This window comes from Frankia canadensis (genome assembly GCF_900197875.1).
Lineage (GTDB): Bacteria > Actinomycetota > Actinomycetes > Frankiales > Frankiaceae > Frankia > Frankia canadensis.
In genome coordinates this window covers 19,121-35,621 of sequence record NZ_FZMO01000490.1, presented here as the reverse complement: position 1 = coordinate 35,621, position 16,501 = coordinate 19,121, and the positions used below count along the sequence as shown (strand labels likewise).

9 protein-coding genes and 1 pseudogene are annotated in these 16,501 nt (G+C 69.5%); 6 read left to right on the top strand and 4 right to left on the bottom strand.

The features are described 5' to 3' along the window. The first annotated feature begins 5 nt into the window (after nucleotides 1-5). A complete protein-coding gene (locus tag C1A33_RS33890) occupies nucleotides 6-692 on the top strand; it encodes an ANTAR domain-containing protein (protein ID WP_115538021.1) in 687 nt (228 codons plus the stop codon). Here C1A33_RS33890 and C1A33_RS38455 read toward each other — a convergent pair. Beyond that, nucleotides 689-835 (bottom strand): annotated as a pseudogene (locus tag C1A33_RS38455) (phosphoketolase family protein); the annotation flags it as partial. The gene C1A33_RS33890 and the pseudogene C1A33_RS38455 overlap by 4 nt on opposite strands. 162 nt (nucleotides 836-997) lie before the next feature. Beyond that, nucleotides 998-1,276: a hypothetical protein gene (locus tag C1A33_RS26755; RefSeq protein ID WP_101834384.1), complete on the bottom strand. Its 279-nt coding sequence runs from the start codon at nucleotides 1,274-1,276 to the stop codon at nucleotides 998-1,000. 35 nt (nucleotides 1,277-1,311) lie between these two features. On the opposite strand from C1A33_RS26755, the gene C1A33_RS26750 reads away from it, so the two are divergent. Continuing rightward, nucleotides 1,312-1,839: a DUF5994 family protein gene (locus tag C1A33_RS26750; RefSeq protein WP_101834382.1), complete on the top strand. Its 528-nt coding sequence runs from the start codon at nucleotides 1,312-1,314 to the stop codon at nucleotides 1,837-1,839. Nucleotides 1,840-1,968: 129 nt separating this feature from the next. After that, nucleotides 1,969-2,880, top strand: coding sequence for a slipin family protein (locus tag C1A33_RS26745; RefSeq protein ID WP_101834380.1), 912 nt, complete (start codon nucleotides 1,969-1,971; stop codon nucleotides 2,878-2,880). 129 nt (nucleotides 2,881-3,009) lie between these two features. On the opposite strand, the gene C1A33_RS26740 is transcribed toward C1A33_RS26745, so the two are convergent. Both C1A33_RS26740 and C1A33_RS26735 read right to left on the bottom strand, forming a co-directional pair. Further along, on the bottom strand, nucleotides 3,010-3,645 hold the full coding sequence (locus C1A33_RS26740) for a class F sortase (RefSeq protein WP_165818603.1): 636 nt from the start codon (nucleotides 3,643-3,645) through the stop codon (nucleotides 3,010-3,012). Nucleotides 3,646-3,722: 77 nt separating this feature from the next. Further along, nucleotides 3,723-4,544, bottom strand: coding sequence for a DUF7507 domain-containing protein (locus tag C1A33_RS26735; protein WP_165818602.1), 822 nt, complete (start codon nucleotides 4,542-4,544; stop codon nucleotides 3,723-3,725). A 765-nt stretch (nucleotides 4,545-5,309) separates the two neighbouring features. Between C1A33_RS26735 and C1A33_RS26730 the strand changes: the two genes are divergently transcribed. From C1A33_RS26730 to C1A33_RS26720, 3 genes are all read left to right on the top strand, one after another. Further along, entirely contained in the window at nucleotides 5,310-5,771 is a 462-nt protein-coding gene (locus C1A33_RS26730; protein ID WP_243407979.1) for a hypothetical protein, read from the top strand. A 333-nt stretch (nucleotides 5,772-6,104) separates the two neighbouring features. Further along, nucleotides 6,105-6,977, top strand: a complete 873-nt coding sequence (locus tag C1A33_RS26725; RefSeq protein ID WP_243407978.1) for a hypothetical protein — start codon at nucleotides 6,105-6,107, stop codon at nucleotides 6,975-6,977. Nucleotides 6,978-7,023: 46 nt separating this feature from the next. Continuing rightward, on the top strand, nucleotides 7,024-16,413 hold the full coding sequence (locus C1A33_RS26720) for a beta strand repeat-containing protein (RefSeq protein ID WP_101834372.1): 9,390 nt from the start codon (nucleotides 7,024-7,026) through the stop codon (nucleotides 16,411-16,413). Nucleotides 16,414-16,501 lie beyond the last annotated feature (88 nt).

Genomic DNA, 16,501 nt, shown 5'->3' with positions numbered 1-16,501 from the left:
CGGCTGTGGACATTTCCACTGCTTTGGCCGCGTATCTCGCCGCTCTCACGGAATCACTGGACGAGCCCGGCGCGGATATCTCACAGACCCTGCGGCAGCTCGCCGCCGATGCCAAGCTCGCCGTGCGCTCCTATCTCGGCCTCTCGGCCATACTCTCCTTCGGCGGACGGCGCACGAATTTCACCGCGCTCGAGGAAAGGGTCGAACCCGACGACATCCGTGCCTCGCTACGGATATCACTTCCACCGCACGTCTTCGGATCCGGAGATCCCGCGGCCACGGCTTTCCTGATCCTCTTCGCCGCGACACCCGGAGCGTTCCTCGACCTCGCGACCGATCTGAGCTGGCTCACCAGAGACGTCGACGGCCTCGGCAGCAGCGCCTTCGTGCTCGACGAGGACCTCGCGGTGCCACACGATCCGGCCGCGCCCGGCGGGCTGAAAGCCCTGTCGACCATCGACCAGGCCATCGGCGTACTGATCGGTCAAGGCAACACCCCCGAGCAGGCGCATCAGCACCTCGAGCAACTCGCCGCCGACACCCGCATCGACCTGCCCACCGCGGCCAGGACGATCCTGGGCGAACTGGACAGGCCGAGCGCGACCGGGCTGCGCGCCAACGATGGGCACCCGGCGCCCACACAGGGCGCCGGCCGCGGGGCGATGCCCACCCAGCCCTTACGAGACCCGTAGCGCCGATCCCAGCCGGGCGTCGTGCCCCAGTGCCCGAGCAGCCGCGGCTTCACGTGCCCGGCGCGCAGCGGCTCACGCAACTACGGATTGCCCATCAGGTAGATCTGGCCGACGGACAGGAAGTTCGCGGCCCGCCAACAGGCACACGGTCCTGCGCTGGGGTCTGCTCGCCACCGAGAACCAGGCCGGCGCGGGACCGGCCGTCGGCGGGAACCCGCTGGACCAGGCGCAGGTGAGGCCGGGGCGGGGACGCCTCCTGATCGACACCGCACCGCGAGCCATCACCGAAGAGGACTCAGTTCGTCTCACATCGGCTCGGTCTTGCACGCGGGAAAGCGGTCGGTGATCGAGAACGACCAGGGATACACCGCGGCGACGCGAAATCCCGTTCCACGCGTGCGACGGAGCACGGCGTCGGAGAGGATGAGGAGAAAAAGGTCGCGACCTGGATCCTCGACACGGTCCTCCGCGCCGGCAGCGACGGTCGTGATCGCGTGAATGCGAGGAATAGTGGTATGATAAAAGGTGACCGGAATTTCACGAGCGTAGACGCCACGTCGATGCCGGGCACCGGTCAGGGCCATCCGGCGGATCTCGTCGTCGGAGTTAGGCGGCCGTCATGACGACGGGTCAGATTACTGCACTTCTCGACCACGCGGAGTCGGCGCGGTTCGACGACGACGGCGCCCCCGCAACGCTCCAAGGCGCTGTGGTGGGCGCGCCCGCCGGAGCGACCCCCGGCGACGGCAGGCTGTCGTGGGCCCCGGCCCGCGGACAGGGATCGTTCGACGGTGCCTGGTGGCCGCGCAGCTGGCGCCTGACCAGCGAACTTCCCCCGCTCATCGCGGCACTGTCCACGGCCGGCGAGACGATCCGCCGGATGTCGGTCAACGGTGATACCTGGACGGATATCCCTCACTGGTTCACCGCGCTCGCCTACCCGCCGGTGAAGGTCAGCTGGTATCGCACACTCGACCCGCACACGGTCACGCTGTCCGGCGGTAACCGTCCGCGCCTCTTCCTCCTCGTGATCCCTCCCCAGACAGCCCTGGAAACGGCCGACGAGGTTCGCCGGATGGCCACGGCGGGCCGGCTGATCGGCCCAGCCGGACAGATACTGCGCCACGCGGGCGCGACGTCGCCGTAGGAATGCCGTAGGAATGCGCGCGGTGGTCTGCCCCTTTTTCCGTTCGCAGGGCGTGCCGGTCGAAGCGCTCCTCACGGCGCGACCGACGTATCGCGATTGCCATCAGTTGTCATCGTTTGGAGTTCCCCCATGGCGGCCCTGATCGCCGTTCTCGTCATCGTCGCCGTCCTGCTGCTCATCGGGGCCGCGATGTCGGCAAAAATCATCAAGCAGTATGAGGACGGCGTGTTGTTCCGGCTGGGCCGCGTGGTCGGTGAGCGCAACCCGGGCCTGCGATGGGTCATCCCGTTCGTCGACGTGATGCGCAGGGTGTCGCTGCGCATCGTCACGATGCCGATCCAGTCACAGGGGATCATCACCCGTGACAACGTCAGCGTGGACGTGTCCGCGGTCGCCTACTTCAAGGTGATCGACGCCGTCCGGTCCGTCATCGCGATCGAGAACGTCCACGCGGCCATCAACCAGATCGCCCAGACCACGCTGCGCAAGGTCGTCGGGCAGCACACCCTGGACGAGACCCTGTCGGAGACGGACAAGATCAACCTTGATATTCGCAAGATCCTTGACGTCACCACGGTCGCCTGGGGCGTCGAGGTCACCCTGGTCGAGCTGAAGGACATCCAGCTCCCCGACAGCATGAAGCGCGCGATGGCCCGCCAGGCCGAGGCCGAGCGGGAGAAGAGGGCAAAGATCATCAATGCCGAGGGTGAGGCTCTGGCGGCTGCCGCGCTGGGCGACGCGTCGGACACGATGATGGCACACCCCCTGGCTCTGCAACTGCGCAACCTGCAGAGTCTCGTGGAGATCGGCGTCGACAAGAACACCACCGTCGTGTTCCCCGCCCCCCTGATGACCACCATCGCCGAACTCGGCTCCTTCCTGGCCCGCGAGTCGGCGGCGGCACCCCCGCCCGCGGCGCCACTGGCATCGCACGGGGACACGGGCGAGGCCCCGGTCCCCTCGCCCGCAGGCGGACCAGCCGACGCCACCGAACGACCCCCCGTGACCGAACCGCCGGCGAACTCGCCGTTGCCGGCATAGATGCCACCAGACGTAGGGTTTGCCCTTCTGGAGCGAGGCGAGGTAGACGGCCTTCACGCCGCACGCCGCACGCCTCCGCCGGGCGCCGGGCGCCGCGCGGAGGAAGATCGCGTTGTGTTCCTGGCTGGATTACGCGGGAACAGCGCTTACGTACACATTGTCGGAATAGGAGCCGACCCGAACGTCGAACGGTCCTCCGCAGGTGATCATGATCAGCTGGCGTGGGCCGCGAGGTCCGGCGAACGCCGTCGGGTCGACGCCGTCGGTCTTGGGACGAGCGAAGACCCGCAGAACCCGCCACGCGGTCTGTCTCCCGCGTGGGTCGCTGGTGAAGACGAGATCCCCGCCGTGCAGGTGGGCCAGGCGCCCAAACGCGAAGGGCGGCATTCCTCGCCAGTTCACGTGCCCGACGATCGTTACTTGTCCGGAACCGGCGTCCAGCGCCGCCGAACCGGACCACAGCCCGACCTCGGTTGGTGTCCGCGGCGGAACGAGGGTGCCGTTCTCCTCCGTGGCCTTGCCGATTCTGGCGGTGACGCCGAGCGCTGGTATCCGAAGGCTGGACGCCGGCAGATCTGCCCGGGGCCGCGGGCTCTGGAGTGTGCTCGCACCGCCGGGGCTCGGCAGCGGACCGGGCAGGTGCGGCCCGTCGGCCTCGGGCAATGGAGCGGCCGGGGGAGTGGGACTGGCTGGCCATCCCAGGATGACCAGCACGATCCCGACGAGGGCCAGGGCGCCGAGGGCCAGGGCGCCGAGGGCGGACACCGGACCGGCCGAGCGTCTCGGCGTCAGCGGTGACCCGCCGTGGCCGGCCGTCTGGCGGCGTTCCCTCGACGGCCGGGTCAACGCCGGCGTCTGGTCCGCCGGCTGGCGAGTACCCCGAGCGAGGCGAGCGCACCGGCGGCGGTGATCGCGCCGAGCAGGACCAGGGTGAGGCCACCGTGTCCGGGCGCGTCAGGCTGTCCCCCCGCCACGGCCACCGGCGGATGTGCGCGCTGTTGATCCTCCGCCGAGGACGGCAGGCCGCCCTGACTGTTCGGTGAACCGGGCCCGGCGGCGCCAGGGCCGCTACCTGAGCCGATGCCAGCCCCGCCTCCCGATCCGGCCCCGCCGGCCGCGGCGCCTCCCACCGCGGGCTCATCGGAACCGGGGCGGCCGCCAGGAGCGGCGGGGAACCCGAACACCCCCGGTGGGGGAAGGAAGATGACAGCGGGCTTTGCCCCCTGGATCCGCACGCTGGCGGATCCGGGCGGTGAGACGACCTGTCCACCCGGAGCGGTCGCGGACGCGGTCGCCACGTTGGTGACCACGCCCGCCGCGACATCCGCGAACGTGATCACATGATCGGGCACAGCGCAGGTCACAACCTGCTTCGGAACGAGGGGAGTGGTGGGACAGCGGGCTGGACCTGCCTCGGGGTCGCTCACGGTCAGCCCGGTGAGCATCGTGTCGCCGGTGTTCGACACCGTGATCGTCCAGCGCACCAGGTCACCTGTGTCGATCCGGCCATCGTGGTGGACGTCCACCACGATGCCGCGCTTCGTGACGGCCAGCGCGGGTGCCCCGGTGACAACGATGCCGACCGTGGTCTGGGACGAGCCGCCCGCCGCCCTGGCGGGCGGTCCCACCAGGGCGACCATCGCGGCCACCAGTCCGGTCACCATCAGTGACTTCGGCAGTGGCCGGTGCCGGAGGTCCCTCGGTGCCGCCTGGCCGGCCGAGTGGCGGCGGGTCGGCTGCTGGCGGCCGCTCATGACGTCGCCGATTCGATGGCGTGCTCGGCGCGACAGCCCCAGGGGAGTGCGGGGACGCGGACACCAGCGGCCCCAGGTACGAGGGAAAGCGGACAGCCCACCCAGTCCCGCAACGGTCCCACTCTCACAAGGTCCCCCACCCAGCGTCGTGGCCAGTTACTCAGCGCAACATAGCGCGGCTGTGTTCGGCGGCCAACTCGGCCGGCGCGGTCTGGTGACCGATGTCCGCCGAGGCGGCTGTCGGATGAACCCGCCCATGTGGCCACGTGCGTCCGGCCAGCCCCGCTTGGCCGTTTCCAGCCGGTGATCACCGCGTGGTTCTCGCCGTGCCTGCGCGGCGGCGGCGGGCTGCCGCCGAAATCGCGGCGGCGGCGGGGTTCGGCCGGAAACCGCCCTCGCGGAATGTCGTCCCGTTTGCCGACTCGCCGTCATGCCGACCAGCCCGATGCTTTTCAACTGGTTCGTCCAGTGCGGACGGCCGCGATGTTCACAGGGAGCAGGCCGGGCCGGAGCCGGCGCCGAAGGCGATCCTTGACGTCGATGATGGCGGTGCGAACACTCTCCGTAGTCACTTCGAGAGGAACGAGGCCTGGAATGTCGAAAAATCTCGGATCGTCTTCAGCGCTCAGGCGCGGACTTGTCCTGACGGCGAGTGTGGCTACGGTCATAGGAGGGATGGCCAGTGGAGCGAACGCGGTTCCGGGGCAGACGGCGACTCAGAGCACCACCGCAAACGTCGTCGTCGGCTCATCCATCACTCTGACCAATCTCGCCCCATCCTTTTCCTTGACGGGTAACCCGGGCGAGACCGTGACGACGACCGTACCGGTGACCATGACCGTCAGCACGAACAACAACGAAGGATATGCCGTGACCGTCGCGCCGCGGACGGCGACGTTGAACCCGGCCACACCGGGCAATACGGGTACCATTCCGATCGGTAATCTGAGGGTGCGGCAGGCGGGCACCACTCCCTTCAGCCCGCTGACGTTCGGTACGCCGGTGCAGGTGCACACACAGGCGACACCTTCTGCCGAGCTGGGCGACACCATCACCAACGACTACCAGATCACGATTCCGTTCGTCATCCCTGACACGTACTCCGCGGTCCTCGACTATGTTGCCACGACCCTGTAGTGATTGCATCTGCGGGCGGCCCGACTCGGTCATGACGGATAGCTGACCCGGCGCGGAACACGATTTCAACCACCAGAAGAGGGCGGAACGCATGGCGACGGTGCGACGGTGACCAGCCGGATTCGACCAGGCCGGCGCGTATCCGCCGTCGCGATGCTTCTGGTCTGGGGGGCGGCCCTGGGGGGCATGGGGCCTGCCGCTCTCGCATCGTCGTCCGCTCCTCCCGGACGGCCTTCGGCGGCTCCCGCGCCGACCCCGGACTTCGCGTTGACGGTGAGCCCGACAAGACTGGTAATTCCGCAGGAAGAGCTCTCGAGGGATCAGCACTTCGCGGTGAGCAACCATGGCCGGCTGCCCCTCGACATCGTGGTGAACCGGGCGGGTTTCACGTCCGGACGGGACGGAACCCTCCAGTTCCAGCGTGAGGAGGCGCCCTACTCGGCGATGACCTGGATATCGGCCAGCCCGGTGAAGTTCCACCTGGCGCCGGGAGCGCGCCAGGTGGTGGCCGTGCGGATCGCGGTTCCCAGGCATCCCGAGCCCGGCGACCACCATGTCGCGATGCTGTTCATGGTGCCGGCCGGCAAGGACAAGAACCAGATCAGGTTGAACCGGGGGATCGGGACTCCCCTCTACATCACGGTGCCGGGCCCGGTCGACGACACCGTGAAGATCCCCTCGCTGCGGGGGCCGCGGTTCGCTGTCGGTGGGCCCGTCGACTTCACGGCGACCTTCGAGGACACCGGCACCGTTCATCGTGACTTCCGCGGAAAGGGTCATCTCAACATCCGCGTCGATGGGCGTGACGTTGCTTTCCCGGACTTCACGGTGCAGCGGGATTCGACGCGGGAGGTCACCACACGGTGGGACGACCCGCCGCTCATGTGCGTATGCCATGCGGAGGTGGTCGTGCCCGGCCCGCGCGGGACCTTTCACACCGCGCGGGCGACCGTGGTCGTCTTCCCGGTGTGGCGGGCGATGGGGCTACTGGCCGGCATTCTTGCCGTATTCCTTCTTGGTGTGTTCGTGCGTCGGCGTTACCGAGACCGGGTGCTGACGGCGGCCCGGGCGCTGCGGCGTGAGGAGGAGCGTGCCGACCCACGCCGGCTCGGCCTGGGCGAAACCTCCGGCAATGCGGACGGTGCGCAGGTTGACGACATCCTGGGACCGGACCTCGGTCCCGAGGGCGACACGCCGAATCGTTAGCCGACACCTCCAACTACACTAGGCAACAGTATCTATACTCACAGTAATGAGCGGCGTAAGGGTATCCAGACGGCGGAGACCACCCTGGACGTCTGCGGCCATCCGGCATCGGCAGGCGTTCAAGACACTGGTCGTAATACTCGTCAGCCTGGTTCTCGCCGGCTCGATATCGGCGCTCACCCCGAACGCGGCCTACGCCGCCGGGACGGTGCTGTTCGACCAGCCTTTCCACAACAACACCCCCGACGGAATCGGCAACGTGGTCCTGCCCGCGCTGCCGACCGGTGCCGCCGGCTCGAACGTGGCCTGTCTCACCTCGCCTGGAAACTCGACCACCGGCGTCCTGCACAGCTGTCCGCTCTCGGATCCCTCGGGCGCGGGGAAACTGCGCCTCACCAACACCGCGACCTTCGTCGAGGGTGGGGTCTTCGGGGCGACGAGCGTGCCGACCTCGCAGGGCCTGGACGTCACCTTCAACACATACCAGTACGGCGGAACCCACGCGGACGGCTTGGCATTCATTTTGTCGGCGGTCAACCCGGCGGCCCCGACGGCACCGGCGAACCTCGGGCAGCCGGGTGGCGCGCTCGGATACACTCCCGCCAGCTCGAGCCTGGTAGGGATGAGCAACGGCTATCTCGGCATCGGCCTGGACGTCTTCGGGAACTACAGCAACAGCACGTACCAGGGCTCCGGGTGCACGAATCCCGCCTACATCTCCACCACGGGCGGGAGGGTGCCTGGCCAGGTCGTCGTGCGCGGGCCCGGCGCTGGACTTGTCGGATACTGCGCGATCAACAGCACGGCGACGACGACGGCGTCCCCTCCGGTGGCGTTGGGGGCCGCCACGCGCAACGCGTCGAAGGTGCCGGTGGAGGTGGTCATCAACCCCACCGCGCAGACCATCGTGACCAACAGCGGTGTCTCGGCGGCTCCCGGGACCTACAAGGTCGTGTTCACTCCGGTGGGCGGGACGGCCCGAACACTGCAGGGCGCGCTGCCCACCGTGCCCGCCGGCCTCTACCCGTCATCCTGGACCACCTCGGCCGGGATTCCGCGCCAGCTGGCGTTCGGCTGGGCGGCGTCGACCGGTTCGGTGACCGACTACCACGAGCTCGACGAGGCCCGGGTGGTGACGTTCAACCCGGTCCCGCAGTTGAACGTGGCGGCGACGAGCTACAACGGCCCGACCCCGCAGCCGGGTGACCCGGTCAACTACACGGTGACCGCCGGGGTCAGCGCCGGAGCCGACGAGGCGTCGCCGATCTCGGTGACGGAGACGGTACCGGTGAACGTCGTGCCGGTGGGAGCGTTCGGAACCGGCTGGGTCTGCCAGGCTCCGGTGGGGCGAAGTATCACCTGTACCAACAGCAACGGACCCTTCACGAACGGGACGACGCTCACCCCCGTCACCGTGGTGGCGATCGTGACTGGTTCCGGTGTCACGCCGGCGCTGATCCAGACGACCTCGGTCACCACCTCGTCCTCGAACGACGCGAATCCCGGATTCGCGGGCAGCACGACGGCGGGAACGGTACCGGCGACACCCACGTCCCTGGCCATCTCGCCGGCCTCGGGGACAGTCTCCGGCGGTGGTGCCGCCACGGTGACCGGCACCAACATCTCCGGCGCGACGGCGATCGAGATCGGGACGACGGCGCAGCAGCAGGCGGGCACGCCGGTGGTGCTGCTGCCGTGCCAGTCCGGCCCGGCCGCGGGATGCTTCACCGTGAACGGCGACGGATCGCTGCAGATCTCGTCGATGCCCGCGCGGACGAGCGCCGCGGCCGTCGGGATCACCGTCGTGACGCGCGGGGTGGCCGGGGTGGTCTCCTACGTCTACACGAGCGCCCCCGCGACACCGGCGGCTCCGAGCGCTACCGCGGGCATCACGAGTGCCACGGTCACCTGGGTCGCCCCGGCGAGCAACGGCAGTGCCATCACCGGATACGTCGTGACTCCCTTCCTGGGCGGGGTGGCGCAGACGCCGGTGTCCTACGACGCCTCGACGACCACCCGAACGCTGACCGGTCTGACCGCGGGCGGCTCATACACCTTCACGGTGGCGGCCGTCAACGCCGTCGGCACGGGCGCGGCGAGCCCGCAGTCGGCCGCCGTGGTGCCGTACGCGCTGCCGGCCGCCCCGGCGATCACGGCGGTGAGCGCGGGCAGCACGTCGGCGACCCTGTCCTGGACCACTCCGGCCAGCAACGGCAGCGCGATCACCGGCTACGTCGTCACCCCATACATCGCAGGCGTGGCACAGACACCCCGGACCTTCACGGGTACCGCCACCACACAGACCGTCAGCGGGCTGACCGGCGGCACGACCTACACCTTCCGGGTCGCGGCGATCAACGCGGCCGGGACGGGGCCCCAGTCGGCCGCCTCATCGGCGGTCACGATCAACAGCTCGCCCAGCCTGGCACTGCCACCACCACCGACGGGTGGCGTGGGCGCCGCGTACAGCGACCAGTTCACCGTCACCGGTGGCACCTCCCCGTACGTCTGGTCGATCAGCGACGGAAGCCTGCCGCCGGGTCTCAGCCTCAACAGCGCGTCGGGCCTGCTTTCCGGCACACCGGCAGCGGCCGGCAGCTATCCCTTCACGGTCCGGGTGGTGGATGCCAGCGGCCAGGCAGCGACGCAGAACCTGACGATCTCGATCGCGTCGGCGCCGACGCTGCCCTTCCCGCCGCCGCCGTCGGGCGAGGTCGGCGTGGTCTACAGCGACCAGCTGACCGTCTCGGGGGGAACGAGTCCCTTCGTCTGGTCGGTGAGCGCCGGTGCGCTGCCGCCGGGAGTCACCCTGAACACCTCGACCGGTCTGCTGTCGGGCACGCCGACCACCGCGGGCACGGCGTCGTTCGCGGTCCGCGTGGTCGACGCGCTCGGCCTGTCCGCGACGAAGACCGTCAGCCTCGTGATGGCGGCGCGGCCGACACTCGGGTTCCCCGCGCCGCCGGCGGCGCAGGTGGGTGTCCCCTACAGCAGCACCCTCGTGGTCACCGGGGGGACCGGGCCGTTCGCCTGGTCGGTCACCGCCGGGACGCTGCCGCCCGGGATCACCCTCGACCCGTCGACCGGCGTCCTGTCCGGCACCCCGACCACCGCCGGCAGCTACCCGTTCACGGTCCAGGTGACTGACGCGTTCGGGGTCACCGCCACCCAGGCGGTCACGCTGTCCGTCACGGCCGGCCCGATCGTCATCGTGAAGTCCGCCAGCGCGTCGTCGGTCGCACCTGGCGGGACGGTGAACTACACCATCACGGCGACGAACACGGCCGCCGCGGCGTATTCCGGTGTCACGTTCACCGACGCCCTGGCGGGAGTCCTCGACGACGCCGTCTACAATGCCGACGCGACCGCGACGACCGGCGCGGTGACGTTCACCAGCCCCAATCTCACCTGGACGGGAGACCTCGCCGCCGGGGCCGCGGTGACGGTGACCTACTCGGTGACGGCGGCGAACCCCGACACGGGCAACAAGATTCTCTCCAGCGCGGTCACCTCGCCGACGGTGGGGACGACCTGCCCCGTCGGAGGCACGGATCCGCGCTGCGCCAACGCCGTGACCGTCTCGATCCTGACGATCACCTCGTCGAGCACGGTGACGACGACCCAGCCGGGCCAGGTGGTCGGCTTCACCTACACGGCGGTGAACGACGGCCAGACCCCGTTCCCCAACGCGACCTTCACGGTCCCCCTCGGTGGCCTGCTCGACGACGCCACCTACAACCTGGACGCCCAGACCACCTCGGGAACGTTCGGGCTGGTCGGGGGTGACCTGGTGTGGCAGGGCAGCCTCGCCCCGGGGGCGTCGGTGACCGTGACGTCGTCGCTCACGGTGAAAAACCCCGACACCGGTAACAAGGTCCTGGCCGCGACCATCGTCTCGGCCACGCAGGGCAACACCTGCCCCGCCGGGGCGCCGGCGCCCGCCTGTACCTCCGTCGTGCCGGTGCTGACACCGGGCCTTTCGATCGAGACGACGGCGAACGTCGTCACGATCACGCCCGGTGGGACCATCACATACACCATCGCGGTGGCGAACACGGGTGAGACGCCCTACACCGGCATATCGGTCACCGACTCGCTGGCCCGGGTTCTCTCCGACGCGACCTACAACGCCGACGCCACCGCGTCCACCGGCTCCCTGTCCTACACGGCCCCCAACCTCACCTGGACGGGAGACCTCGGGGTCGGGGCAACCGTGACCATCACGTTCACGGTCACGGTGCTCGACCCCGATCCCGGTGACAAGGTGGTGGTCAACACCGTCACCTCGCCGGTGATCGGCAGCAACTGCCCGGTCGGTGGGAGTGATCCGGCGTGCTCCGCCACGGTCAACGTCCTCGTGCCCGACCTCACGATCGTGAAGTCCGCGAGCTCGCCGACCACGACGCCCGGCGGGGTCGTCACCTACACGGTGACCGTGACGAACTCCGGCCCGACCCCGTATACCGGTGCGACGTTCGCCGACTCGCTCAGCGGCCTGCTGGACGCGGCGACGTACAACGCCGACGTCACGGCGTCGACGGGTACCGCCAGCTACGCCGCGCCCACCCTGTCCTGGACCGGAGACCTGGCGCCCGGGGCTTCGGCGACGATCGTCTACTCGGTCACCACCAACGCCGTGAGCATCGGCGACGGGCTGCTGACCAACACACTGACCTCGTCGACCGTGGGCAGCAACTGCCCGGTCGCGGGCACCGACCCGCGGTGCACGGTGACGGTGACGGTGAGTCAATTGATCTTCGTGAGCTCCGCGAACGTCCCGTCGACCACTCCGGGGGGAGTGGTCACGTTCACCACCACCCTCAGCAACACGGGTCAGACCCCCTACACGGGCATCACCGTGCCGTTCAGCGGCGCCGACCTCGTGGACGACGGCACGGGAACCGGCGAGCAGACCGCCAGCTCCGGGACCCTGGTCGTTGGGGATACGAGCGCGGCTTGGACGGGAGACATCCCGGTCGGCGCGACGATTACTTTGGCGGGAAATGTCCGGGTCAACAACCCGGACACCGGCAACCGGCTCCTGACCCTCAGCGTCACCTCGAACCTGCCCGGTAGCAACTGCCCGGACGGGGGCAGTGACCCCCGGTGCACTGCCACCGTCCCGGTCCTGCTCCCCGGGCTGACGATCGCGACCTCGGCGAACGCCACGTTCACCGTTCCGGGCGGCACGGTCGGCTACACGATGACCCTCACGAACAGCGGTGAGACCCCCTACACCGGCGCCACCGTCACCAACTCGCTCGCCGGCCTGCTCGACGACGCCACCTACAACGCGGACGCGGTGGCCTCGGCCGGCTCGGTCGGCTATGCCGCACCGGTGCTCACCTGGACCGGGGATCTCGCCGTCGGCGCGGTGGTGACCGTGACGTTCTCGGCCACCGTGCTCGTTCCCGACCCGGGCGACAAGCTGCTGGTAGCCGCCGTCACGTCGAACGAGGTCGGGAACACCTGCCCGCCGGCCAGCGGAAACCCCGCCTGCTCGACGAACGTCGCCGTTCTCACCCCGGCGCTGACGATCGCGCAGACCACCGGCAGCGCCACCGCGGTACCGGGGGCGACGCTCACCTACACGATCACGGTGACGAACTCCGGCCAGACGGCCTACCCGGCCGCCACGTTCAGCACCTCCCTCGCCGACGTCCTCGACGACGCGGTCTACAACGCGGACGCCACGGCGTCGACCGGCACGGTCTCCTTCAGCACCCCGACCCTGTCCTGGACCGGCAGCCTCGATCCGGGTGCCAGCGCCACGATCAGCTACACGGTGACGGTCCACAACCCGGATACGGGCAGCCAGTCCCTGACGAACACGATCGTCTCGTCGTCGGCGGGATCGAACTGCCCGTCCGGCGGCTCCGACCCGCGATGCACCGCGACGGTGACGGCCGTCACGGCGGCGCTGCTGACGTTCACCAAGACCGCGGGGGCACCCTCGGTGGCCAGGGGCGGGACGGTGACCTACACGATCACGGTCACGAACGCGGGCGTCACGCCGTACCTCGGGGCGGCCTTCACCGATGACCTGGGCGACGTCCTGACGAACGCCACCTACAACGCCGACGCGGCCGCCTCCGCCGGCACGGTGACCTACACGGCGCCCGTGCTGTCCTGGACCGGCGACGTCCCCGCATCAGGGACCGTCACCATCACCTATTCCGCCCTGGAGCACGGGGGCGGCGACGACATCCTCGTGAACTCGGTGGAGTCGAATTCGGTCGGGAGTAACTGCCCGGTCGCGGGCACCGACCCGCGGTGCACGGTGACGGTGACGGTGAGTCAATTGATCTTCGCGAACTCGGCGAACGTCTCGTCGACCACTCCGGGGGGAGTGGTCGTGTTCACCGTCACCTTCAGCAACACGGGTCAGACCCCCTACACGGGCGTCACCGTGCCGTTCAACGGCGCCGACCTCGTGGACGACGCCACGCCAACGGGCGAGCAGACCGTCAGCTCCGGGACCCTGGTCGTGGGGGGGACGGGCGCGGTCTGGACGGGAGACATCCCGGTCGGTGCGACGATTACTGTGACGGGAAGTGCCCGGGTCAACAACCCGGACACCGGCAACCGGCTCCTGGCCTTCAGCGTCACCTCGAACCTGCCCGGTAGCAACTGCCCGGACGGGGGCAGTGACCCCCGGTGCACTGCCACCGTCCCGGTCCTGCTCCCCGGGCTGACGATCGCGACCTCGGCGAACGCCACGTTCACCGTTCCGGGCGGCACGGTCGGCTACACGATGACCCTCACGAACAGCGGTGAGACCCCCTACACCGGCGCCACCGTCACCAACTCGCTCGCCGGCCTGCTCGACGACGCCACCTACAACGCGGACGCGGTGGCCTCGGCCGGCTCGGTCGGCTATGCCGCACCGGTGCTCACCTGGACCGGGGATCTCGCCGTCGGCGCGGTGGTGACCGTGACGTTCTCGGCCACCGTGCTCGTTCCCGACCCGGGCGACAAGCTGCTGGTAGCCGCCGTCACGTCGAACGAGGTCGGGAACACCTGCCCGCCGGCCAGCGGAAACCCCGCCTGCTCGACGAACGTCGCCGTTCTCACCCCGGCGCTGACGATCGTGAAGTCGGCGAGCGCGGCGTCGACGGTGCCCGGCGGCACCGTGACCTACACGATCGCGGTGACCAACTCGGGCCAGACGCCGTACACGGGCGCCGTCGTCAGTGACGCCCTGGGCGGGGTCCTCGACGACGCCACCTACAACAACGACGCGTCCGCGTCCGTCGGCACGGTCGGTCTTGTCAGTCCGACGTTGACCTGGACCGGGGACCTGAATCCGGGCAGCTCGGCCACCATCACCTATTCGGTCACGGTCCTGGCGTCGGGTGCCGGCGACGGCGACGGCGAGCTGGTGAACACCGTCAGTTCCACCGCGGCGGGCAACAACTGCGCCACCGGGAGCACCGACCCGCGGTGCTCGGTGTCCGTGCCGGTCGGCGCGCTCACCATCACCTTCGCGTCGAACGTGTCCACGGCGATCCCCGGGCAGGTCGTCTCCTTCACGCTCATCGCGGCCAACGCCGGCCGGACCTCCTATACGAACGCGGTGGTGAATGCTGCCTTCGACGGGCTGCTGGACGACGCGGACTACAACAGTGACGCCGTCGCCACGTCAGGAGTCCTGAACCTGGATCCTGCCATCGGGCGCCTCATCTGGACGGGCGACCTGGCACCCGGCCAGTCGGTGACCATCACCGGGTCTGCCACGGTGAAGAGCCCTGATCCCGGCGACAAGACGGTGACCATCGTCGCGTCGTCCTCGACCGCCGGGAGCAGCTGCCCGCCGGGAAGCCCGAACCCGGACTGCACGGTGACGGTCGACATCCTCACCCCGGCACTCACCATCGCCAAGGCCGCCGACACGACGACCACGACTCCCGGCAGCGTCGTCACCTACACGATCACCGTGACGAACAGCGGAGAAAGCCCCTACACGGGCGCCACGGTCAACGACGACGTGAGCGGTGTCCTGAATGATGCCGTGTACAACAACGACGCGAGCGCCACCGACGGCACGGTGGCCTTCACGGCGCCGACGCTGAGCTGGACAGGCGACCTCGCGGTCGGTGCCAGCGCGACGATCACCTATTCGTTCACGGTCAACGACCCGGACCTGGGTGACCGGGTGTTGCTCAACGTGGTGACCTCTGATGCGCTGGGCAGCACCTGCCCCAGCGGTGGCGGCGGCGCTCCCGCCTGCGGCGGCGTCGTCGTGGTGCTCGTCCCCGCGCTCACCATCACGAAGACCGCCGCCACCGGCACCGGGAACGCGACCGTCGTCGCGGGCAGCCCGATCGACTACACCGTCACCGTCCAGAACACCGGGCAGACGCCGTACACGGGGGCCTCGTTCACCGACGACCTCGCGGAGGTGCTCGACGACGCCGCGTACAACGGTGACGCCGCGGCGAGCACCGGCGTGGTCGGTTTCACCTCGCCTGACCTGACCTGGACGGGAGACCTCGCCGTCGGCGCGACCGCGACCATCACCTACTCGGTGACCACCGCGCTGCCCGCGAACGGCAACCGGCTGGCCAGCAACGCGATCGCCTCGACCACACCCGGCTCCACCTGCCTGGTCGGCGAGGGTGCCGCCGCCTGCACGACGACCACCGCGGTACTGGTCCCGGCCCTGACGATCACCAAGACGGCGGACCAGACCGGTGCCGTCGTCGGCTCGACCGTCCAGTACACGATCACCGCGACGAACACCGGTGAGGCCGCCTACACCGGCGTGACCATCTCCGACGACCTCGCCTCGGTCGTGGACAAGGCGGTCTACAACGCCGACGCGACCGCCACCACGGGCGCGGTCACCTATGCGGCGCCCGCGCTGACCTGGACCGGGAACCTCGCGGCCGGCGCGGCCGTGACGATCACCTATTCGGTCACGGTCGACGACGCGGCGACACCGGGCGCGACACTGATGAACCGGGTGGAGTCGGGGGCCGCGGGCAGCACCTGCACAGGCGCCGGCGAGGAACCAGTGTGCACGACGTCGATCACGATCCTGGCACAGAGCCTCACTCTCACCAATCTCACCAGCGCCTTCACCCTGACGGGAGAGCCGGGCAGCACCGCCACCCAGGACGGGGCGGTGACCATGACCGTCACGACGAACAGCACCGACGGCTACACGGTCGCGGTCCAGGGCGCCTCGCCGACGCTGACGGCCGCGACACCCGGCAACGGCGACACCATTGCGGTGGGGTCCCTGCTGGTCCGGGGGCCCGACACGTCGGGATTCCAGCCGCTGTCGGACGTCGCAGCGGTGGGGGTCTACTCCCAGGAACAAGCCTCCGCGCCGGACGGGGACGCGGTCAGCAACGACTATGCGATCGACATACCGTTCGTCACCTCCGACACCTACTCCACCACCCTGGACTACATAGCGGCCACACGGTGAGCGGATGTCCCGAGCACCGGGCAGCCGTTCGCCGGGGGACTGTCGGGCTTCACGGGAACCGGCACCGGCCGCCGCGGGGATACCGGTC